This window comes from [Clostridium] polysaccharolyticum (genome assembly GCF_900111595.1).
Taxonomy (GTDB): Bacteria; Bacillota; Clostridia; order Lachnospirales; family Lachnospiraceae; genus Clostridium_AI; species Clostridium_AI polysaccharolyticum.
Map to the genome: position 1 here is coordinate 22,865 of NZ_FOHN01000024.1, position 21,993 is coordinate 44,857.

Sequence of the window (21,993 nt, forward strand, 5' to 3'; positions counted from 1 at the left end):
TTTACTTATTATAAGGATATTATATATCAAATAGATAAAAGAAAAAAGATTTGGTTTATAATAAAAAGGGACATTCATAAAAAAATTGATTCTTGTATTCACTTAGTAGGAATGGTAGAATTGTAAGAAATGATAAAGGTTTGCAATTGAAGATATAAAATATTAATAGGAAAAAAGGAAGAAAGGAGGTTGCAACGTGGGAAAGTACGATTTGGAGATGAAATGTGTACAAATACAGAAATACTTAAAAGAAAAGAAATATAATAAAGCTTATGAAGTATTGCAAACCATTGATGTGACACGAGTAAAAAGTATTATTGATTTGAAGGTATTTTTTGAAGTTTACAAAAATCTTCAAAGATATGATGATGCGAAAGAAATGCTGATTCGTATTTATCAGAGAAATGCTTCCAGACATGTATTGTATCAATTAGTATGTTTAGAGATTAAGGCAGGACAGTTAGAAGAGGCGGAGAACTCTTATGCTGATTTTATTAAGGTCTGCGGGGGAACAGACGATGCATTTATTCTCCGGTATTTAATAGATACTGCAAAACATGCAGATTATGCAGTAAGGATAGAATCCTTAGAACGACTTAAAAAATCAAACTATTATGAAGAATGGGCATATGAACTAGCGAAGATGTATCATAAAGCTGGAGATGCAGATAAGTGTATTAAGGAATGCGAAGACATTATGCTTTGGTTCGGGGAAGGAATTATTGTTGAAAAAGCAAAGATGTTGCATGCATATTACACCAAAGGGGATACGTCTTTCTTAAAGAAACCAGAAATATACAAGGAAAAAGTGGAAAGTGTAGAAAAACCAGAAACTTTGTTATATAATACAACGGATCTTGGCAAGCAGGTTTCAGATATTAGAGCTTTGGAAAAAACAGTTAAACTAAAAAAAGAATTAAAGAAAGAACTTTCTTATACACAGGATATTCAGGAGGCAATCAAACAGGATATTCAGGAGAAGCCGGCAGTTAGTGGACGAGCGGATGAATTTCCGTTAAGTGAGGATACAAAGACATTGAAGTTAGGCACTATTCAGGAAGCACTTCATGAAATTCTGGCAAAGGAAGAAAAGCTGGAAGATCTGATTGTTGGAGAGTGGAATTTAACAGGTGTTTTTGAACAGTATACTAATAATAAAACAATTAGAGCGGAGTTAGAAGACTGTTTTACAAAACTTAAGAACGGGGCAGAACTTGACTATATCTATGTAACTACCGAAAATCCAAACCAGAATCTGGACTTTGTAAAAAAACTTGCAAAAGCCCTTCAAAAAGCTGGCATAGTAAAGAAAAGCCAAGTTGCAAAAATAAAGGGTGAGAATCTGAATTATATTCAGCTTGAACAAAGAGTTGATAAACTAAGAAATAGTGTTTTATTAGTAGAAGGTGTAGATTCCTTATATGTACTAACGGTAAAAGCATTAATACAATTGATGGAGACACTGAAAGGTGAATTGGTCATTGTTTTTGAAGATACTAGAGAAAATGTAAAGATTTTTCAAGAAAAACAATATGATTTAAATAGAGAAAATGCATACACTATAAATATATAAGTTAGACTACACCAGTGAATTTTCAGGAGGTCAAAATTGGAAAACGTACAACAAACTGTGTATGTCGTAGGTCATAAAAATCCAGACACAGATTCTATCTGTGCAGCGATTTCCTATGCGGCATTGAAAAGAAAGGTAACTGGAGAAAAGTATAAGGCAAAGAGAGCAGGACAGGTAAATCCGGAAACCCAATTTGTACTAGATAGATTTGGAGTAGATGCACCAAGTTATGTCTCAGATGTACGAACACAGGTGAAAGATATAGAAATCCGTAAAGTTGATGGTGTATCAAAGTATATTTCCTTAAAGAAAGCGTGGACAATCTTAGGGAAAAACAAAATTGTTACATTGCCTATCGTGCAGGAACACAATGAATTAGAAGGCATTATTACGATTGGTGACATTACAAAGGCCTATATGGATGTGTATGACAGTACAATTTTATCGAAAGCAAAAACATCTTTTTCTAATATAGTAGAAACATTAGAAGGAGAGATGGTAGTTGGAGACAGCGGAGAATGTCTTACTTGCGGGAAGGTGTTAATTGCAGCGGCGAATCCTGATTTAATGGAAAATTATATTGAAAAGGGGGATATCGTAATTCTTGGCAATCGTTACGAATCCCAGTTGTGTGCAATTGAAATGGAAGCAAAATGTATTATTGTATGTGATGGTGCAAAAGTTTCTTATACGATTACAAAATTAGCAGAACAGAGAGGGTGTACTATTATTATTACACCATTTGACACATATACGGTGGCAAGACTGATTAACCAGAGCATGCCAATCGGGTTCTTTATGCGGAAAGACAATATTACAACTTTTACCCAAGATGATTTTATAGATGATATTCGTGGTGTTATGGCCAATAAAAGACATCGAGATTTCCCTATTCTGGATAAGAATGATAAATTAGTCGGCATGATTTCCAGACGTAACTTATTACGTGCTCGTAAAAAGAAACTGATTATGGTGGATCATAATGAATTAACACAAGCTGTAGAAGGAATTGAAGAAGCGGAGATTATGGAGGTCATTGATCATCATAGAATTGGAAATATTGAAACAATGAATCCAGTATATTTCCGTAACCAGCCAGTAGGATGTACGTCTACCATTGTATATCAGATGTATCAGGAAAATAACGTGGAAATTGAGCCAAAAATTGCAGGATTATTGTGTTCGGCAATTTTATCCGATACTTTGGTATTTCGTTCTCCAACATGCACTCCACTTGATAAAGTAGTGGCAGAGAACCTTGCAAAGATTGCAGGAATTGAAATAGAAGAATATGCAAAAGAAATGTTTGCAGCAGGAAGCAATCTGCGTGATAAATCTGCAGAGGAAATTTTTTATCAGGACTTTAAAAAATTTTCAGCAGGCAATGTAACATTTGGTGTTGGACAAATTACTTCTATGAGTACAGAAGAATTAGAGAATATCAAGAATAAGCTTGTTCCGTATATGGAAAAGGCTGCAGGACTTCATGGAGTTCAGATGATTTTCTTTATGCTTACCAATATTTTAGAGGAATCTACAGAACTTTTATATAATGGAGAAGGTTCAGAAGAACTTTTAAAGGAAGCTTTTCATGTTGAAGATCCTGGAAAAAGCCTTCGCTTGAAAGACTTTGTATCCAGGAAAAAACAGCTGATACCAGCTATTGTAGGTTCTCTTCAAAAAGACTAATCCATAAAGTGATTATAGGCGAAATTTAACTTCAATTGGCTCTTTTAGATTCTGGCCACCTAGAGATTGGACTTTAGTTGTTATGTGTAAGATGTAAGACTGTTTTGCATCATATGTATCTAAGGTTTCAATCTCTATTTCACGTGATGCACTATTATAGTGTATGTCTGCTTTTACTGGCAGGCCAGCTGAATTTGTTACATATAAGTTAGAATTGTTTACAGTGCTGGCATCTAGAGGCGTATTAAATTTAACCTTCCATACAAACTTTCCAGTATGGAAGAAGAAATCAGTTGTAATTTTATTTTCCATTCCTGGAGTTGCTTCTTCAATTGTAATAAACCTAGAATGACTTGCCTTGATTTTTTTTCCCATAGAAAAACCTCCCATCAATAACATTATAATATGTGTAATAGAAAAGGTAAAGCAGAGTAGGAGAAGATGTATTGGTAGCTGTATCAAAATACGTATGAAAAGTATTTTGGTGCTTATAAAGAAAAAGGGAATGCAAATAGTTTCTTATTTCACTCTTGTTAATTTCTAAAAAAGTGTTTACAATAAACTATATATTCAGTGGAAAAAAGAAAGGAAACAACAATGGCAAAGCAATTTTGGAAGCCGGGAAATATGCTATATCCAGTTCCGCCAGTTATGGTAAGCTGTCAAAGAGAAAATGAAAAACCTAATATTATTACAGTAGCATGGACAGGAACCGTGAATACGATTGCTCCAATGCTGTCAATTTCCGTACGGCCAAGCAGATATTCGTATGATATTATAAAGGAGACGGGAGAGTTTGTAGTAAATCTGACAACGAGAGATTTAGTTTTTGCAACAGATTACTGTGGAGTCCGTTCTGGAAGAGATGTGGATAAGTTTAAGGAAATGCATCTTACGCCTTGCAAGTCAACTGTTGTGAATGCACCAGGTATTCTGGAAAGTCCAGTGAATATAGAGTGTAAAGTGGCTGAAATAAAAGAGTTAGGTTCACATCATATGTTTATTGCAGATGTTGCAGGTGTGAATGTTGATGAAAAGTATATGGATGAGAAGGGAAAGTTTCATTTAAGTGCGGCAAACTTAATTACCTATTCTCACGGAGAATATTTTGAACTTGGCAGGAAATTAGGAAAGTTTGGTTACTCCGTCCAGAAGAAAAAAAAACATAAAAAGAAAAATAAAAAATAGTATAAATGAGAATTGCATAGAATGTAAACGACACCGTATTAAAGAAGCAGTATTGGAATCATAGAAAAGAAAGGTCGTTGATGCGTATGAGAATCACATCTATTCATATTAAAAATTTTAAGTCAATCAGGGATTTAGAAATTACGGATATTGAAAATGCAATGATTCTAGTTGGGAGAAATAACACAGGTAAGACTGGTGTTATTGATGCAATACGTGTAGTCGCAGGAGAGTATACAGTAAAAGAGCAGAATTTTCTTGATAGTACACACAATATTGAAATTGGAATGAGTGTAGAGTTTACACAGGATGATTTGGAATATCTTCACAATAAGAGGTATGTGAGCAATTACAAAAGGTACGATTTGTGGGAGAAAGATTTTAAGGCAAAGCTTCCTTCCTTTCAAGATGGAAAGCTTACATTTACTTGCATTGTGAATAGAGAAGGGACTAAGAAATATTGTGATGGATATAAAAAGAATAACAACTATATTTCTCAAATATTTCCTAAAATATATTATATTGATCATACAAGAAATATTGATGCGATTCAAAATGAGGTCCTTCGTTTTTATGATAAGGCTTCTATGAATGACATGAAAGAAAATATCTGTATGTTTGACAAGACAAAGAGGTGTAACCGCTGTTTTGAGTGCATTGGAGTTATACATAAAAAGACGCCAGAAGAACTTACAGCATATGAAGCAGAAAAATTAATGGAATATAAGTTGTTCCATTCGAATATAAATGAATTTGGGGAAAAATTAAATCATTATTTTCATTTAAATGGGAGCAAATCACAAGATATTAAGTTTGAGCTATCTTTTCACCCAGAGGAAATGTTTCGCATAGAAACAAAGCTGTATAACAGAGAGAGGGAAACATATGGATCAGCAAAGATGTTAAGCGAGGGATTAAAAAGCATCTATGCTTTATCCATGCTGGAGGCTTATATTGATGAAGACTCAACCATACCTTGTATTATTATGATTGAGGATCCGGAAATATATCTGCATCCACAGCTGCAGAAAGCAGCCAGTGAGATATTATTTCGTTTATCCAAAAAAAATCAGGTTATGTTTTCTACCCATTCGCCCAATATGGTGTTTAACTTTTCATCCAGGCAAATTAAACAGGTTGTACTGGACTCTGATTATTATACTGTGGTCAAAGAAGACACAGATATTGATACTATATTAGATGATTTGGGGTATACAGCCAATGATCTTCTTAATGTTAATTTTATTTTTATCGTAGAAGGGAAACAGGATGCCAATAGGCTGCCGCTTCTGTTACAGAAGTATTACTCAGAAGTGTACGATGAGAATGGAAAGATACAGCGCATTTCAATTATACAGACTAATAGCTGTACCAATATACAGACCTATGCACAGCTGAAATACATAAATAAGCTGTATTTAAAAGATCAGTTTTTGATGATAAGGGATAGTGATGGGAAAAACCCAAAACATCTTACAAAACAGCTCTGTAGTTATTATGCACAGCGTGAAAAGGAACAGGATGTGGGCAATTTGCCAAAAGTAACACCAAAAAATGTATTAATACTAAAATATTACTCCTTTGAAAATTATTTTCTTGACCCGAAAGTCATGGCAAAAATTGGAGTGGTAAAAAGTGAGGATGAATTTTATAATATTCTTTTTAAAAAGTACAAAGACTATTTATATAAATTACCGAGTTTTAAACGGTTAATTAGAACTCATAATATTCGAATAAACACAAAAGAAGATATCAAAAAGAACCTGGAACAGATAAGGATTTATGTCCGTGGACATAACTTGTACGATATCTTTTACAGCAGATACCGTAATGATGCAGAGCAGGAGATTTTACAGCGTTATATTGATGAAGCACCACCTGAGACATTTGTAGATATCTTACAGGCAATAGACTCTTTTGTGTATTTTGAAAACAGACGGAGGAACGACTAGTTGAAAAATGTTGTATTAGTGGGAATGCCGGGTGCAGGAAAAAGCACAATTGGCGTTGTATTGGCAAAAGTTTTAGGCTTTGAATTTATTGATTCAGATATTGTAATACAAAAACAGGAAAAAAAATTACTAAGAGAAATTATTGAAGAAAATGGATTAGATGGATTCATTGAAATCGAAGGAAATATCAATGCCAGCCTAAATGGTGAAAATACAGTCATTGCCACAGGTGGAAGTGCTGTTTATCATGATGAGGCAATGAAGCATTTTCAAAAAACAGCAAAAATTGTATACATAAAGCTAAGTTATGAAACATTAGTTTCGAGGCTTGGTGATTTAAAAAGAAGGGGGGTAGTTTTAAGAGAAGGACAGACATTTAAGGAACTTTACAACGAACGTCATCCGCTTTATGAATCCTACGCAGATATTATTGTGGATGGAGAAGAAAAAACAGTAGAAGAATTAATGGTTGCAATTAAAGAAAAATTAAATTACTAATTTACAATTATGCGCAATGTGGTATAATAGATAAGAAATGCAAAAATATGTACAAATTGAGTTATTTTATTATGTGCAATTTCACGAAATAAAATAATTACCTAATTTATTTGAGGTGTACGATGGAACAATATATTATAAAAGGTGGTAAACCCTTACGTGGGGATGTTGTAATAAGTGGAGCAAAGAATGCTGCACTTGGAATTTTAGCAGCAGCTATTATGGCAGATGAGACAGTGACAATTGATAACTTGCCAAATGTTCGTGACATTAATGTATTATTACAGGCAATTGAGGGAATTGGAGCAAAGGTTGATCGTATTAGTGATCATGTCGTTAAAATTAATGGAAAAGGAATCGCTTCTGTCGATATTGATTATGAATATATTCGAAAAATTAGAGCGTCTTATTATTTATTAGGGGCGTTATTGGGAAAATATAAAAAATCACATGTTGCATTGCCAGGCGGGTGCAACATTGGAAGCCGTCCAATTGACCAGCATATTAAAGGCTTTAAAGCTTTAGGTGCTGATGTGAAAATTGAGCAGGGGATGATCTCTACTTGTGCGGAACATTTAGTGGGAAATCATATTTACATGGATGTTGTCAGTGTTGGTGCTACGATTAATATTATGTTAGCTTCCTGTTTAGCAGAAGGCAAGACAATTATTGAAAATGCAGCAAAAGAACCTCATATTGTAGATGTTGCGAACTTCTTAAACAGTATGGGAGCCAATATTAAAGGTGCTGGAACGGATGTAATCCGTATTGTAGGCGTAGATAAGTTACATGGAAGTGAATATTCCATTATTCCAGATCAGATTGAAGCAGGAACTTTTATGATGGCCGCAGCGGCTACGAGGGGTGATGTTCTTGTGAAAAATGTCATTCCAAAACATTTAGAAGCAATTACAGCTAAACTTGTTGAAATTGGTGCGACAGTGGAAGAATTAGACGATTCAGTAAGAGTAATTGGGGATAAGAGACTGGCAAATACTCATGTCAAGACGCTTCCTTATCCAGGCTTTCCAACGGATATGCAGCCTCAGATAACTGCTTTATTAGCATTATCGAAGGGAACGAGTGTTGTTACAGAAAGTATATTTGAAAATCGTTTTAAGTATGTGGATGAGTTAAATCGTATGGGTGCAAACATAATGGTAGAAGGCAATTCTGCAATTATTGATGGCGTAGAAGGATTTACTGGGGCTATGGTAAGTGCACCTGATTTAAGAGCTGGAGCGGCTTTAGTAATTGCAGCTTTAGTAGCAGAAGGATTTACGATAATAGATCACATTCATTTTGTAGAACGGGGATATGAAGCTTTTGAAGAAAAAATGGAGAAGCTTGGAGCCTGCATGGATAAAATTGATGTGGAAGACGAAAAAGCGGTTCAAAAGTTTAAATTAAAAGTTGGGTAAAGAAGAATAAAAAAAGATGGTACAAAAAAGTACCATCTTTTTTTATTCCGTATTTATTAGAGCTGTTCTTAGCCATCCACGCACCTAACTGCGTGGACTAGGGCTAGGAGCAATACCTGAAACGACTACGGTAACGGTGGTGTATTTCGAACCTGCATAAACCTTATAGGTATAAGTTCCAGGTGCAATGCCAACGTTATGGAATGTAATTGTTGGATAGCTGCAAGTGTAGTAAACAGAAGAGTTACTATTTACTTCTGCTGCAGACACAAAGTTTGTTGGAGCAGAAGTACATTCTAGAAAACAGGAAACAGCAGAGGTATCATTTATCGTATTATTGTATTGATCCTTGGCAGTTACCGTTATTGTTTCACTAGAACTGTCAGGGGTATTGACCAAAGGAATCATGCTTTTTGATAAAGCAATACTGGTCAGTTCTGACGGTTTGGTTACTGTTACAGGGAAGGTAGCAACTGTATAACCACTGGAATCCTTCATGTATATATATGTACTGCCAATGCTTACAGGGTATAAACCTATATATTTAACAGAATTGCTGATGGAGTTATCCTGAAGGATTAAAATGCTGGTATTGGCTGAACTAAAGGTGTATTTGCTATAATCTGTAATTTCCTTTTTAGATGAAGTCTGTACATTAAAGTGTGCGTAATAGTCTGTTGCGTTGTTTGGAAGTAAAGTTTTACAAATGGAGTCATCAGTAAATGTATAATCAGTAGTATTGGTAATTGTACATCTATACTGTGCTGAAACCATTTCAGGATCATATGCTGATATCGTTACATTTCCTGAATCTGCCGTAATAGTATTAGAAGACTTGCAGGATATTCTTGCCAGGGCAGTTCCATTTGGCACTGTAAAGTTTAATTTTTTACTAGAATTTAAATAACTAGATGAAACAGTAAATGTGATATTAGGATAAGTTATGCCGTATTCGTATTCACCTAGCTGGATTCCCTTATTATCAAAAGCATAAGCAACGACGGGTGTTTCAGTATTAATCGGAACCTTTGTAGACATAAATTCAAATTTACGGATTATGCCGTCGGATGCAGAAAAATTGTATTTGCTAGTCTTATAGGTGACAGTGTAAACTTTTCCGTCAGACAGGCTTTGATTTATGCCTAAAATTGCTTGATTTCCTTGTGTAGCAATATTAGATACTGTGATCGGATGTCCGTTTTGATCTTTAATAGAAAAGTCTGTTCTTTTTAAGCTAGAAGGCAGCTGTGAAAATCCAACTTGAACCTCATTTAACGTTATTTGCTTAGCACTGGTTAAGGAACTGTATACTTTTACAGGAATATGTACTTTTCGATTGGAACTATCCTGATTAGATGTTTTAATATCTGCTTTTGAGCAGGCATAAATAGATGCAGTTCCTATAGTTAGAGCAGTTATTTTTCCAGTACAAGAGTCAACCTTTGCAACCTTTGTATTGCTTGAATAGTAACGGATAACGTCAGTAGAATTTCTTGGGGATTTTCGGACAGAAAGTTTGTGAGTTTGTCCCATTACAAGAGTCAGGCTTTTACGTGAGGGAACAATGTAGTCGGATCTTCGTCTTATGGTAAATGTCTTCTTGCAAATAAGTCTTGAACTTCCTCTTTTTAGAGCCTTAATTGTTACGGAACCAGGTTCTTTTACTAAAAGTTTTCCAGTCTTTTTGCCAATCTCAACTAGTCCTGGCTTGCTAGAATAAAAGTAAACGGACTGTCCTTTTACCCTTAATGTATAGGAATAGCCAGCATATAGGATATCTGGAGCGGACTTTCCATTAGAAAGGTAAAAGCCAGAGGAAGCATATACATTAGTGTAAAATATTGGTGTAATTAAAGAAAAAATAAAAAGCATAATGCCAATTAACTTATATTTTCGTAATTTCATGATAATCTCCTTTTGAATATGGTACTGCAGGCAAACTTTAAAGTTTGCCTGCAGCTTTTGCATTATACAATTCTTGCGATGCTTAGAAATGTTTCTTTTGATAAGTCGTGAAATTCATTTCCAACGGAAACAATAGGTTTGGATAGGGAATTGCTGTTAATCATAACAACCTTTCCTTCCTGTCCGTTATTAAGAATTACATTACTGTGTATATAGGTTTCTGCCATTTCATGTAAGAAGGTAAGCAAAATATGTGGATCATATTTATGAAGCCCTTCTGTTTCAAAGATATTGATTACTTCAAATGGACACATAGGTGCACGGTAAGCACGGGCTGAAGTCATGGCATCATAGGTATCTGCTATGGCAACAATTTTAGCAAATTCAATGATTTCGTCACCCTTTAACTGGTTTGGATAGCCACTTCCATCACAGCGTTCATGATGCATAAGAGCACAAAGCTTAATACGCATATCAATGGGCTGATCTTTCATAATATCGTAGCCTTTGTAGGAGTGTGTCTTGATTACTTTATATTCAGCAGCTGTTAAAGCAGTTGGTTTCTGAATAATTTCATGTGGAACGAGAAGTTTCCCAATATCATGTAATAAACCACACATTAGTAAAGAATGCAAATCACTTTCATTATAATGTAACCAGGTTCCAATAGTATAACATATAAGAGCAACATTTACAGAGTGCACATACGTTATATCATCTAAATCACGCATACACTGAAGCATGTGAAATACATGGGTTCCATTTCTGCTTGCAGATATAAGTTCTTCGATAGCTGCAGATAAAGCATCTAAGTCTAATTTGCTAGTTGCTTTATTGACAAAACTGAAAAGAGAATCCTTCAGGGTAGAGACTGTTTCGGAATGTTTGTCAGCAAATTCCTGATATTCAGAAGTCTGCTTTATTTCTTCCGTAAAGGAAATCTTTGTTTCGATAGGTCCCATGTTTACAACGTCAACATGAATTTTTATATCAGTAATGGAGTAAAATTTTAACCTGGTAATTGCACGGTTGGTAAGCATGGTATCTTTTGCAATGATAAGCTGGTTGTTATACGTATAAACGTCTTCTGCAATTACCATACCAGGTTTTGCCCGGCTTGTAAGTATTCGCTTTGTTTTCATTTTATCCCCCTTTTTTATTAGAAAAATACACTTAAAAATGTATGCTTTTATTTATTTTAGTATACGATTTTTAGATAGTAACTGTCAATATTATTCAGCCATAAACTATAAAAAAACAAACAAAAAAGGGTACTTATTTTGTTTGTTGGAAGCATATGTGTAGTGGCAGATCAAAAAAGACTGCCTGACAAGGCAGTCTTTGACCTGATGTTCTATTTTGTAAAATTAAATTTTTTATTTATCTTTTAAATTATAAATACAATTTTAAGCTATCTGCTTTATCAGTTGCTTCCCAAGGAAGATTTAAATCCAAACGTCCAAAATGGCCATAAGCAGCTGTTTGTTTATAAATAGGCCTTCTAAGATTTAGCATCTGGATAATTCCAGCTGGTCTTAAATCGAAGTTTGCACGAATGATTTCGACTAATTTTTCGTTGCTGATTTTACCAGTTCCGAATGTATCAACCATAATAGAAGTTGGCTGTGCAACACCGATAGCATAAGATAACTGGATTTCACATTTATCAGCTAACCCAGCAGCAACAATGTTCTTTGCAACGTAACGTGCAGCGTAAGCAGCAGAACGGTCTACCTTAGTGCAGTCTTTGCCAGAGAAAGCTCCACCGCCATGGCGAGCATAGCCACCGTAAGTATCCACAATAATTTTACGTCCTGTTAAACCACTGTCTCCATTAGGACCGCCAATTACGAAACGTCCAGTAGGATTGATATAGATTTTAGTGTCTTTTGTAATCATTTCAGCAGGAACAACTGCATCAATTACATATTTTTTAATATCTGCATGGATTTGTTCCTGTGTTACGCTTTCAGCGTGCTGAGAAGAGATAACAATTGCATCAATATGTTTTGGACAGCCTTTTTCGTCATATTCTACACTGACTTGGGATTTACCATCAGCACGTAAGTAATCAAGTGTTCCATTTTTTCTTACTTCAGTAAGCTTACGTGTTAATTTATGAGCCAGAGCAATTGGATATGGCATAAACTCAGGTGTTTCGTTTGTAGCATATCCAAACATCATACCTTGATCTCCAGCACCAATTGCTTCAATTTCTTCGTTGCTTAATGTGCTGGCTTCTGTACCTTCTTTTGCTTCCAGTGCTTTGTCAACGCCCATTGCAATATCAGTAGATTGTTTGTCAAGAGCTACAATGACACCACAAGTATTGCAGTCAAAACCCTTTTCAGAGGAATCATAGCCGATTTCTTTAATTGTGTTACGAACGATTGCCTGAATATCAATGTTTGCTTTAGTTGTAATTTCGCCCATAACCAAAACTAATCCTGTTGTAATTGCTGTTTCACAAGCAACACGGCTCATTGGATCCTGTTCTAATAATGCATCCAATACTGAATCAGAAATCTGGTCACAGATTTTATCTGGATGCCCTTCCGTAACTGATTCAGAAGTAAATAATAATTTTTCCATCTTATTCTCCTTATTTTTATATTTTGTTAATGAGTAAAATTTACAAATAAAAAAATCCACTGAGTAAGCGGATTTGAAAAACACGATCAAATCCTCTTATTGCTCGATTTCTCGCTTAGATTGGCACCTTCCTGTGCAGGGGTTGCCGTGATTTCCCAGAGCCTTAACTCTCCATCACTCTTAATAAGAGATTGATTTTTTTATTCGATTATCTTTATAATAAATGTTTTAGGGAAAAATGTCAAGAAAAATTTGAAAATGAAATAAATTGTTTATACTTCTTTCATTTTTTTAATGGGTGAGGTGTGCTATAATTTAGAATAAGTTAAATATTAGGAGAAAACTATGAAAATAAGAAATAAGCTTATTATGGCTTTTTTAATAATGATCGGGTTGCCCGTTATTTTAATTACGGCTACGGCAGGTACTATTTTCTACTATACTATTACAACGGTAAATAATTACTATAATGTAGAAACTACATCAACTAAAATTTTAACCAATCCCAATTACTTTATTTTGGATGGTACGAAAAGTGTGTATAATGAGGTAAAGGAAATGATAAAGGAAGATCCAGAAAGACTCCTTGATAGGGATTATGCAGATAGTATAAACCAAAAGTTTTCTAAGAAATCTTCCTTCTTAGTTGTGTCTAAGGACAATCAGCTTGTATATGCAGGAGACGAAAAACGTTTTGAACAGATACAAAAACAGTTTCCGCAGATGTCCTTGTATAACACTCAGGAAGACAGTGGATTGTATTTTGATGATAACCAGCCATTTCTTGTTAGAAAGACAGATTTCAATTATCTAAATGGACAGGCTGGAAGTGTACTGGTTATTACAAACATAGAGGCTTTTTTGCCACAAGTAAAGAAATCCCTTGTGAGTCTGATAATCTGTGTTCTGGCGACAATATGTTTTACAGCATTTTTTCTGGTGCTCTGGATTTATCAAGGAATGATTTGTCCATTAAATATCTTGAGAAATGGTATATACAGAATGAAGAACGGAGATCTGGATTTTGAAATAAGAGCAGACAACGATGATGAAATTGGCAGAATATGTGATGATTTTGAGGATATGCGCCAGCAGGTGAAGAGTCTGATGGAAGAACGCCTTGAGTATGAGGAGCAGATGAAAATGCTTATAAGTAACATTTCACATGATCTTAAGACACCGATTACCGCTATTAAAGGTTATTCGGAAGGCATACTAGATGGAGTAGCAGATACTCCAGAAAAATTAGATAAATATCTGAAAATAATTTATGCAAAGGCAAATGATATGACATATCTAGTAGATGAACTTTCATTTTATTCTAAAATTGATAACAATCGTATACCGTATAATTTTACGAGGGTAAATTTGAATCAGTACTTTACTGACTGCTTTGATGATTTGATTCTTGATCTGGAATTGAAACAGATTGAGTTAAGCTACAAGAATTATGTGGCGAAGGATGCTGAGGTTTTTGTGGATGTGGAACAGTTAAAAAGGGTAATTAATAATATTGTTGGAAATTCAGTAAAGTATATGGATAAAGAGAAGGGACTAATTGAAGTAGTTGTCAAAGAAAAAGCGGATATGGTCTGTGTTTCATTTACGGACAATGGAGAAGGTGTGCCTAAGGAGGATTTAAACAGAATATTTGAGAGATTTTACAGAACAGATCAGTCGCGAAATTCTTCAAGGGCTGGAAGTGGCTTGGGACTAGCAATTGCAAAAAAGATTGTTAAAGAACATGGTGGAGAAATCTGGGCAGATGGAAAAGAAGGAGAAGGGCTTAGTATAAGCTTTACTTTAAGAATTGCCAAGGAATCAGAAGAAGCTGTTTATAGAGTTGAAAAGAGACATTCTGCTGAATCAAAAATAAAAATGTAGTGCATAGGAGAGCAAAATTTATGAATAAAGTTTTAATTATTGAAGATGATGTGGCTATTGCAGAGCTGGAAAAGGATTATTTAGAATTGAGTGGATTTGAAGTAAGCATAAAAGATAGTGGAGATAGTGGATTATCCTCGGCTTTAGAAGAGGAATTTGATTTAGTTGTACTGGATTTAATGCTGCCAAATATAGATGGGTTTGAAATATGTAACGAGATAAGGAACCAAAAAGATATTCCTATTATCATGGTTTCTGCTAAAAAAGATGATATTGATAAAATAAGGGGATTAGGGTCAGGGGCAGATGATTATATGACAAAACCTTTTAGTCCTAGTGAATTAGTTGCGAGAGTTAAGGCACACCTGTCTAGATATGAAAGACTGGTAGGTGCTTCTCATAGAGAAAATGATGTAATAGAAATCCGAGGAATCCGTATCGATATAACAGATAGAAGGGTGTATATAAATGGCGAAGAAAAAATGTTTACGACCAAAGAATTTGATCTTTTGACATTTCTTGCCCAAAATCCGAATCATGTATATTCAAAAGAAGAACTGTTTAAGGAAATATGGGATATGGACTCCATAGGTGACATTGCGACAGTTACCGTGCACATAAAAAAGATACGGGAAAAGATAGAAGTGAATACATCAAAACCTCAGTATATTGAAACTATCTGGGGTGTAGGGTATAGATTTAAAGTATAAAATATATTGTGAAATTTTGATTTCACAAGAGAAGTTATGATTAAACTGAGAAAGGAGCTGTTATTAATGAAATGTAGAATATGTAGAGGTGAACTAAGATTTATTCATAGTGGTACACGTGATAGAGAGGATGTTGATGTATATGAGTGCATAGATTGTCATACCAAGCAATTAAATGTATTTGGAGAAAATGATTATGCTTCTGGATTTATGAACGGTAAATCAAGTATGTCATCAGAAGAAATAAAAAAACGTTTATCCAATTGCAGTAAAGATGATACTCGGCGTGCTGATTATATGCTTCCTAAAATTGGTGATAAGAAAGTCTTGGATTTTGGGTGTGGATATGGAGGATTTTTAAATAAAATACGAAATAATGTTAGTACTTGTATGGGAATAGAGCTTAGTAGTAGTGAAAGGCATTATTTAAAATCCTTAAATATTGAATGCTATAAAGATTTGTCTGAAATAAGTACTTGCTTTGATTATATTACGATGTTTCATGTGTTTGAACATTTAGAGGAACCAGAGAAATATTTGAAAAAATTGTATAAATATCTAGAAAAAGATGGAAAAATTATAATTGAGATCCCTAATGGTAATGATGCATTATTATCTATATATCAATGTGATGCTTTTGCAGATTTTACATATTGGAGTGCACATTTGTTTTTGTATACTATAGAAAGCTTTAAATTATTATTGTCACATGTTGGTTTGTATGAAATAGAAAGTGTAGAACAAATACAAAGATATCCATTAGTTAATCATTTGTATTGGCTTTCTCAGCAAAAACCAGGTGGACAGGAAAAATGGGAATATCTTCTTGATGATGAAATGGATAAACTGTATAAAAATGTTCTTGCAAAAAGAAATGCGTGTGATACGTTATTGTTTACATTGAAAAAAGCAAAACAGTAACTTATTACAACTGCTACAAGAAAAAAGTGACAAATGTAACTACTTCCATTGTTTGTAAACGAATATAATATAATTAGTGGAAACAAAATGGAGGAGTTGCTTATGAAAAATCGTATTTCAAGCTTTGTCTGGGGAGCTTTATTTATAGTAGCAGGAGTGGGGTTTGTTGGTAATGCATTCTGGAACTGGAACTTCCAAATTTTTTTTGATGGATGGTGGACTTTATTTCTTATTGTTCCAAGTGCAGTTTCAATCTTTCGAAATGGACCAAAGCCATTTGCTGTGACAATGTTTATTATCGGTGTATTAATTATGCTGTCCAGTTTAGGGTATTTTGATTATACCGTAATTGAGAAGTTAATCTTGCCAATTATCTTTATTGTTTTAGGAGTCAGTATTATAAGTAAAGGTGGAATGGAGCATTATAGCAGGAATTTTCCTATTTTAGATAGAGAAATGCCTAAAAGCAAGTACAAACAAGAGTATGCAGCGGTATTTTCCACACAGACAATTACGTATAATGAAAATGACATTTTAGAGGGAATCGTATTAAATTCTATTTTTGGAGGAATGGAGCTGGATTTAAGATCCTGTATTATAAACAGGGATGTAGTTATTGACTGTACTGCAGTTTTTGGAGGAATGGATATCTATGTACCAGATGATATAAATGTAAGGGTTGCAAGCACACCTATATTCGGGGGAGTAAGCAATAAAAAATATCAGAAGGGATATATGCCTGGGGTTCCAACCGTATATATTAATGCTATCTGTATGTTTGGAGGTGTTGATATAAAATGAGTCCGACGCAAAAGGGGATTAAGTATGTGGCTATGTTTCTTGCAGTATGCTTAACCATTAGTATTATTGCAACAATTGTGAAAGTTGGAGTAGGGGTAATGGGGGCGTTTATACCTTCTCAAGACATTCACCATCAATATAATGAAAGAGGGAAAAAGGAGATATTAGAAGGAAAAGAAATTGTAGAAAATTTTAGTGGTGTAGAAAATTTAAAGTTTGACAGTGGGATTTATAAGGTGACATTCAAAGCAGATAGAGAAAAGAAAGATATAAAGGTAGCAATGCATAATATTTCATCTTCGTATAGTTTAAAATATGATACAGAATCAAAGACTTTAGTGGGGAAAAGCCATAGCTGGTTCTCAAAATTTTTGAAAAAGGAAGAAGATGCTAATGGAAAAATAATAGTGCATATACCAAGGAATCAGAAATTGGCTAAAGTGGAAATAGATATGGGAGTAGGTGCAGTTTTTCTGAAAAAGTTAGAGGTAGAGCAGTTAAAAATCCAGTGTGGGGTAGGTGCATTAGTCTGTGAAGACATTAAGGCAGATCAGGTTAAAGTGGATGGTGGCGTAGGTAATATTGATTTTAAAGATGTCGATTTTAAAGATACAGAATTGACTGGTGGAGTAGGCAATGTAAAACTTGTAGGAAAGCTGGAAGAAAAAACGCAGATTTCTGCTGGCATGGGGAATCTGAATATAAAAATAAATGGGCAGAGGCAGAACTATAACTGCAAAGTGGAAACTGGCTTAGGTGCAATCTATATTGATGGCAAAAAGACATCAGAAATGGAATATTACAATAATAACCAGCCTAATCTTCTTGATATAGAAGGAGGCGTAGGAACTATTCATGTTGATTTCTTTTAGCAGCAGGTTTATAGAGATTATAGAGGGTTCTGATAAATAGTACGCTAAAAGGACCTAGAATGATGCCAGTTACACCATAAAACTCTATGCCAATAAATAATGACATAACAAAATAGATGGGAGCAAGCCCTAAGGTATCACCTAATAGTCTGGATTCAAGAAACTGTCTTGTAATCTGGCATATTAAGTAGGTAGACATTAAGATGGCTGCTCCTATTATATTGTGTGAGAATAATTTTATAATAGCCCAGGGAACTAGAATTGTTCCACTTCCAAAAAGAGGAAGTGCATCTAGTAATGCTATCAAAATTCCAAGAAGCAAAGGATAGGAACTTTGAGATAAAAAAAGGCCTAGGGTGCATTGTACCGCAATTACAGACATTATAATAAACTGCATTTTCATGTAAGTAAGCCCAGTTTTAGAAAGCTGTTTTAGGATCTGCTCTACATCCTCATAAAGAAACCAGTAATGATACGTGTTTTTCAGCTTTGTATGATCCTGCATAATTAAGATGGCACTAAGAACTATAATGCTAAACTGTATAAAAAGACGAATGGTCTGAAACATAAATGAAACAGTCTGTCTAGTAACACTAGAAAATATAGCACCTCCTTTTTGAAAGAGACTATCTATATAAGAAAAAATATAACCGACAGAGGTTCCGTCATTTAATTTAAAGAACTTATCGCAGCAGCTACACATATTAGTTAAGTTAGACTGAATGCTTATACGGTAGGATGGAAAATGTTCTATAAGCAGATTTAGCTGTTGTATAAGAGAAATTGCCAGAAGGTATAAAATAGTTCCTAGTACAATTAAAATCAACGATAATGTAATAATATTACTTAAGATTCTTGGAAAGCGAAACTTTTCATGAAGAAAGAAAGCGATAGGTATGGCACATTTAGCAAGCCAATAGGCAAAAAGAAAAGTAATAAAATAGGGGAAGATGTATTTCACGCTTAAAATAACAATAATGGATATTATAACAAGAAATAGAAGACATCTTATTTTAGAGCAATTATTTTTCATATTTTTTCGCCTCACATGCAAATGATTTAAGCAAGGAGAAAGAATATTTAGAAGCCTTTCTGCTTTGCTTTTATTTAGATTTAGTATAAGCAGAAGGGCTTTAAATTATCTTATTGAAAATTTGGAAAACATATCATATGCGGGTACATTTTTAAAAGTCATTTCTTTCTTGCTGACTGGATGCTGAAAGGTAAGCTGATAAGAGTATAAACATAGGGTTGTGAGCCTTTTAGAAGACTGAAACTGAGGATTGTATTTTTTATCACCCCATATTCCACCTAAATGGGCAGCAGCCTGTACCCGTATCTGATGATGGCGGCCAGTAATCAAAGCTATGTCAATAAGAGAAACTATCTGGCCGTTAATCAAAGCGGTATCCAGAACTGTGTAAGAAAGTTCGGCTCTCTTACTCTCCTTTGTCTTGGAAGAGACAATGGAAGAAGTATTCTCTTTTTTATTCTGAATCATTTCATCAATTAAAGTAACTGTTTTCCCTTTTTCCAAACCTAAGTCACTGGTAACAATGGCTAAATAGTGTTTCCTGAAGTTGTTGTTCTGGAGCTGAAGACTTAGATCTTTTGCAGCTTGAGGAGTTTTTGCAAACACCATAATTCCGCCTACTGGCTGGTCAAGCCGATGGATAAGTCCCAAGTAAGGTTCTCTGTTTTGGGGAAAATTTTTTGCTAATTCATTTTTTAAGATGCTTACCATATCTTTTGCATATAGGCTTTTGCTCTGGGCTGGTGTACCTGCAGGTTTTTCGCAGACAATGATGTGAGCATCTTGGTATAGGATATTTAGCTGCATAATTGTCCTCCTATTTTATTATAATGTTTTTCCTATTATAATAGAAAATCTCACCTCTTGACAATCCCTAAAAATCCTTGTAATATTTGCTTATATGGCGATTGCGTTGAGAAGGACTAGTACATTACGGGAAGTATGCAGAGAGGAAGTCATCTGGTGTGAGATTTCTATACGGAAGGAATGGAACCTGCCTTGGAGCACTGTATGAAAATACAGCGTATATCTGGCGTTAACAGATACATAGCATTGCAAATAAGAATATCTTGATTGTAATCTATATGAGGAGAACTTATTTTTAAGTTAATTAGGGTGGTACCGCCGAAGTCTTTCGGTCCCTTGTGGACAGAGGGCTTATTTTTTTTACGCATTTTTAAATAAAGTCAATAAGTCCAGCTGCCGGATAAAGAAGGAAAATCTGAGAGGAGAATGAAAATGGCTAAAGAAAAAAAGCTAGTAGAAGCGATTACATCTATGGATGTTGATTTCGCACAGTGGTATACAGATGTTGTAAAGAAAGCAGAATTGATTGATTATTCAAGCGTAAGAGGATGTATGATTTTGCGGCCTAACGGATATGCAATCTGGGAAAATATTCAGAAAGAATTGGATAAAAGATTTAAAGAGACAGGTGTGGAGAATGTGTATATGCCAATGTTCATTCCTGAAAGCCTTCTGCAGAAGGAAAAAGATCACGTAGAAGGTTTTGCACCAGAAGTAGCTTGGGTTACACATGGTGGATTAGAACCATTGCAGGAAAGACTTTGCGTTCGTCCTACTTCCGAAACATTATTCTGCGATTTATATTCTAATATTGTGCAGTCTTATCGTGATTTGCCTAAATTATACAATCAGTGGTGTTCCGTTGTACGTTGGGAAAAGACAACAAGACCTTTTTTACGTTCTATGGAATTTTTATGGCAGGAAGGACATACTGCACATGCAACTGCAGAGGAAGCAGAAGCTAGGACCGTTCAGATGTTAAATGTATATGCGGATTTCTGTGAAAATGTTTTAGCTATTCCAATGATTAAAGGAAGAAAAACGGATAAAGAAAAGTTTGCAGGTGCGCATTCTACTTATACAATTGAAGCATTAATGCATGATGGAAAGGCTTTACAGTCAGGAACAAGCCATAACTTTGGAGATGGATTTGCTCACGCATTTAATATTCAGTATACAGATAAAGAAAACAAATTACAGTATGTACATCAGACTTCGTGGGGGATGTCTACACGTATTATTGGTGCTATTATTATGGTGCATGGTGATGATTCAGGACTTGTTTTACCACCAAGAATTGCACCAGTACAAGTAATGATTATTCCTATTGCACAGCATAAGGAAGGTGTATTAGAAAAAGCATATGAATTACAAGGAAAATTAGTAAGCAGCTTCAGAGTAAAAGTAGATGATTCTGATAAGAGTCCAGGATGGAAATTCAGTGAGCAGGAAATGCGAGGAATTCCTGTTCGTATTGAGATTGGACCAAAGGATATGGAAGCAAATCAGGCAGTTGTTGTTCGCCGTGATACCAGAGAAAAAATTGTAGTATCTTTAGATGAATTAGAAACAAAGGTTCAGGAAATACTAGACACTATGCAAAAAGATATGTTAGAACGTGCAAGAGCCCATAGAGATGCACACACATATGAAGCAAGAACTTATGAAGAATTTAAAAATACTGTTGCGAATAAACCAGGTTTCGTAAAAGCAATGTGGTGTGGCGAACTTGATTGTGAAATGAAGATTAAAGAAGATACAACAGCAACTTCTCGCTGTATGCCATTTGAACAAGAAAAATTATCTGATACATGTGTATGTTGTGGAAAACCAGCTAAGACTATGGTTTATTGGGGAAGAGCCTATTAGGAATAAAGAAAAAGGGAGGGGAAACAAGAGATTTTGTTTCCCCTTTTTACATGTGCGCCTTGCGGCGCACGTTTCTAATGGGTGAAAGTCGTGTGTTCTGCAAGCTGTCAACAGCTTGCCAGTGAAAGTCTGGTCGGAGTAATCACCAGTGAGCTCCGTAGCAAGCATCCAGTGCTTTTGGGTGACCGATTGTGCTGAAGCGATGTATGCCTATGTGAAATAGGTGCAAGTTAGTAGTCCGTAACATTAAGTGAATCCTGTAGCATCGTTACCTTAGA

The 21,993-nt window shown here is 34.8% G+C and carries 18 protein-coding genes, 1 riboswitch and 1 other annotated feature; of the genes, 12 read left to right on the top strand and 6 right to left on the bottom strand.

The features are described 5' to 3' along the window. Positions 1–196 precede the first annotated feature (196 nt). Together BMY85_RS12475 and BMY85_RS12480 are read left to right on the top strand one after the other, a co-directional pair. Positions 197–1,573, top strand: a complete 1,377-nt coding sequence (locus BMY85_RS12475; RefSeq protein WP_092478608.1) for a tetratricopeptide repeat protein — start codon at positions 197–199, stop codon at positions 1,571–1,573. A 36-nt stretch (positions 1,574–1,609) separates the two neighbouring features. Then, positions 1,610–3,262: a putative manganese-dependent inorganic diphosphatase gene (locus tag BMY85_RS12480; protein WP_092478609.1), complete on the top strand. Its 1,653-nt coding sequence runs from the start codon at positions 1,610–1,612 to the stop codon at positions 3,260–3,262. Positions 3,263–3,274: 12 nt separating this feature from the next. Here the strand turns inward: BMY85_RS12480 and BMY85_RS12485 are convergent, their stop codons facing one another. Next, positions 3,275–3,637: an Ig-like domain-containing protein gene (locus BMY85_RS12485; protein WP_092478610.1), complete on the bottom strand. Its 363-nt coding sequence runs from the start codon at positions 3,635–3,637 to the stop codon at positions 3,275–3,277. Positions 3,638–3,859: 222 nt separating this feature from the next. Between BMY85_RS12485 and BMY85_RS12490 the strand changes: the two genes are divergently transcribed. The 4 genes from BMY85_RS12490 (at position 3,860) to BMY85_RS12505 (ending at position 8,321) form a co-directional block, all read left to right on the top strand. Continuing rightward, on the top strand, positions 3,860–4,450 hold the full coding sequence (locus BMY85_RS12490) for a flavin reductase family protein (protein ID WP_092478611.1): 591 nt from the start codon (positions 3,860–3,862) through the stop codon (positions 4,448–4,450). Positions 4,451–4,536: 86 nt separating this feature from the next. Beyond that, the gene (locus tag BMY85_RS12495) at positions 4,537–6,402 is read left to right on the top strand and encodes an ATP-dependent nuclease (protein ID WP_092478625.1); all 1,866 of its coding nucleotides are present in this window, start codon (positions 4,537–4,539) and stop codon (positions 6,400–6,402) included. Next, entirely contained in the window at positions 6,403–6,900 is a 498-nt protein-coding gene (locus BMY85_RS12500; protein ID WP_092478612.1) for a shikimate kinase, read from the top strand. Positions 6,901–7,022: 122 nt separating this feature from the next. Continuing rightward, positions 7,023–8,321: a UDP-N-acetylglucosamine 1-carboxyvinyltransferase gene (locus tag BMY85_RS12505; protein WP_092478613.1), complete on the top strand. Its 1,299-nt coding sequence runs from the start codon at positions 7,023–7,025 to the stop codon at positions 8,319–8,321. Positions 8,322–8,405: 84 nt separating this feature from the next. On the opposite strand, the gene BMY85_RS12510 is transcribed toward BMY85_RS12505, so the two are convergent. From BMY85_RS12510 to metK, 3 genes are all read right to left on the bottom strand, one after another. Further along, positions 8,406–10,226, bottom strand: coding sequence for an Ig-like domain-containing protein (locus BMY85_RS12510; protein ID WP_177180782.1), 1,821 nt, complete (start codon positions 10,224–10,226; stop codon positions 8,406–8,408). Positions 10,227–10,288: 62 nt separating this feature from the next. After that, positions 10,289–11,368, bottom strand: coding sequence for an HD-GYP domain-containing protein (locus tag BMY85_RS12515; RefSeq protein WP_092478615.1), 1,080 nt, complete (start codon positions 11,366–11,368; stop codon positions 10,289–10,291). A 250-nt stretch (positions 11,369–11,618) separates the two neighbouring features. Then, positions 11,619–12,818 carry a methionine adenosyltransferase gene (metK, locus tag BMY85_RS12520; protein WP_092478616.1) on the bottom strand — a complete coding sequence of 400 codons (1,200 nt, stop codon included), beginning with the start codon at positions 12,816–12,818 and terminating at the stop codon, positions 11,619–11,621. A 93-nt stretch (positions 12,819–12,911) separates the two neighbouring features. Continuing rightward, positions 12,912–13,008: riboswitch (SAM riboswitch) on the bottom strand. A 155-nt stretch (positions 13,009–13,163) separates the two neighbouring features. Here metK and BMY85_RS12525 point away from each other — a divergent pair. From BMY85_RS12525 to BMY85_RS12545, 5 genes are all read left to right on the top strand, one after another. Next, positions 13,164–14,702 carry a HAMP domain-containing sensor histidine kinase gene (locus tag BMY85_RS12525; RefSeq protein ID WP_092478617.1) on the top strand — a complete coding sequence of 513 codons (1,539 nt, stop codon included), beginning with the start codon at positions 13,164–13,166 and terminating at the stop codon, positions 14,700–14,702. 20 nt (positions 14,703–14,722) lie between these two features. Further along, positions 14,723–15,412, top strand: coding sequence for a response regulator transcription factor (locus tag BMY85_RS12530; RefSeq protein WP_092478618.1), 690 nt, complete (start codon positions 14,723–14,725; stop codon positions 15,410–15,412). Between the two features lie 66 nt (positions 15,413–15,478). Further along, positions 15,479–16,333, top strand: a complete 855-nt coding sequence (locus tag BMY85_RS12535) for a class I SAM-dependent methyltransferase (protein ID WP_177180783.1) — start codon at positions 15,479–15,481, stop codon at positions 16,331–16,333. A gap of 102 nt (positions 16,334–16,435) precedes the next feature. Then, entirely contained in the window at positions 16,436–17,134 is a 699-nt protein-coding gene (locus tag BMY85_RS12540) for a LiaF transmembrane domain-containing protein (protein WP_177180784.1), read from the top strand. Then, positions 17,131–18,006 (top strand): DUF4097 family beta strand repeat-containing protein, encoded by an 876-nt coding sequence (locus BMY85_RS12545; RefSeq protein ID WP_092478621.1) that lies wholly within the window; start codon positions 17,131–17,133, stop codon positions 18,004–18,006. Before BMY85_RS12540 ends, BMY85_RS12545 begins: the two co-directional genes overlap by 4 nt. On the opposite strand, the gene BMY85_RS12550 is transcribed toward BMY85_RS12545, so the two are convergent. Together BMY85_RS12550 and BMY85_RS12555 are read right to left on the bottom strand one after the other, a co-directional pair. Then, positions 17,984–19,039, bottom strand: coding sequence for an AI-2E family transporter (locus BMY85_RS12550; RefSeq protein WP_092478622.1), 1,056 nt, complete (start codon positions 19,037–19,039; stop codon positions 17,984–17,986). The two genes, BMY85_RS12545 and BMY85_RS12550, sit on opposite strands and share 23 nt — an antisense overlap. Before the next feature lie 105 nt (positions 19,040–19,144). After that, a complete protein-coding gene (locus BMY85_RS12555) occupies positions 19,145–19,846 on the bottom strand; it encodes an RluA family pseudouridine synthase (RefSeq protein ID WP_092478623.1) in 702 nt (233 codons plus the stop codon). A gap of 97 nt (positions 19,847–19,943) precedes the next feature. Then, positions 19,944–20,186 (top strand) — a binding site (T-box leader). A 92-nt stretch (positions 20,187–20,278) separates the two neighbouring features. Here BMY85_RS12555 and proS point away from each other — a divergent pair. Then, positions 20,279–21,715, top strand: coding sequence for a proline--tRNA ligase (gene proS / locus BMY85_RS12560; RefSeq protein WP_092478624.1), 1,437 nt, complete (start codon positions 20,279–20,281; stop codon positions 21,713–21,715). The last annotated feature ends 278 nt before the right edge of the window (positions 21,716–21,993 follow it).

Coding starts and splice junctions, on each gene's coding strand:
- BMY85_RS12485 (WP_092478610.1), bottom strand. CDS start 3,637: ATGGGAAAAAAAATCAAGGCAAGTCATTCTAGGTTTATTACAATTGAA.
- BMY85_RS12490 (WP_092478611.1), top strand. CDS start 3,860: ATGGCAAAGCAATTTTGGAAGCCGGGAAATATGCTATATCCAGTTCCG.
- BMY85_RS12495 (WP_092478625.1), top strand. CDS start 4,537: ATGAGAATCACATCTATTCATATTAAAAATTTTAAGTCAATCAGGGAT.
- BMY85_RS12505 (WP_092478613.1), top strand. CDS start 7,023: ATGGAACAATATATTATAAAAGGTGGTAAACCCTTACGTGGGGATGTT.
- BMY85_RS12510 (WP_177180782.1), bottom strand. CDS start 10,226: ATGAAATTACGAAAATATAAGTTAATTGGCATTATGCTTTTTATTTTT.
- BMY85_RS12515 (WP_092478615.1), bottom strand. CDS start 11,368: ATGAAAACAAAGCGAATACTTACAAGCCGGGCAAAACCTGGTATGGTA.
- metK (WP_092478616.1), bottom strand. CDS start 12,818: ATGGAAAAATTATTATTTACTTCTGAATCAGTTACGGAAGGGCATCCA.
- BMY85_RS12525 (WP_092478617.1), top strand. CDS start 13,164: ATGAAAATAAGAAATAAGCTTATTATGGCTTTTTTAATAATGATCGGG.
- BMY85_RS12530 (WP_092478618.1), top strand. CDS start 14,723: ATGAATAAAGTTTTAATTATTGAAGATGATGTGGCTATTGCAGAGCTG.
- BMY85_RS12535 (WP_177180783.1), top strand. CDS start 15,479: ATGAAATGTAGAATATGTAGAGGTGAACTAAGATTTATTCATAGTGGT.
- BMY85_RS12540 (WP_177180784.1), top strand. CDS start 16,436: ATGAAAAATCGTATTTCAAGCTTTGTCTGGGGAGCTTTATTTATAGTA.
- BMY85_RS12545 (WP_092478621.1), top strand. CDS start 17,131: ATGAGTCCGACGCAAAAGGGGATTAAGTATGTGGCTATGTTTCTTGCA.
- BMY85_RS12550 (WP_092478622.1), bottom strand. CDS start 19,039: ATGAAAAATAATTGCTCTAAAATAAGATGTCTTCTATTTCTTGTTATA.
- BMY85_RS12555 (WP_092478623.1), bottom strand. CDS start 19,846: ATGCAGCTAAATATCCTATACCAAGATGCTCACATCATTGTCTGCGAA.
- proS (WP_092478624.1), top strand. CDS start 20,279: ATGGCTAAAGAAAAAAAGCTAGTAGAAGCGATTACATCTATGGATGTT.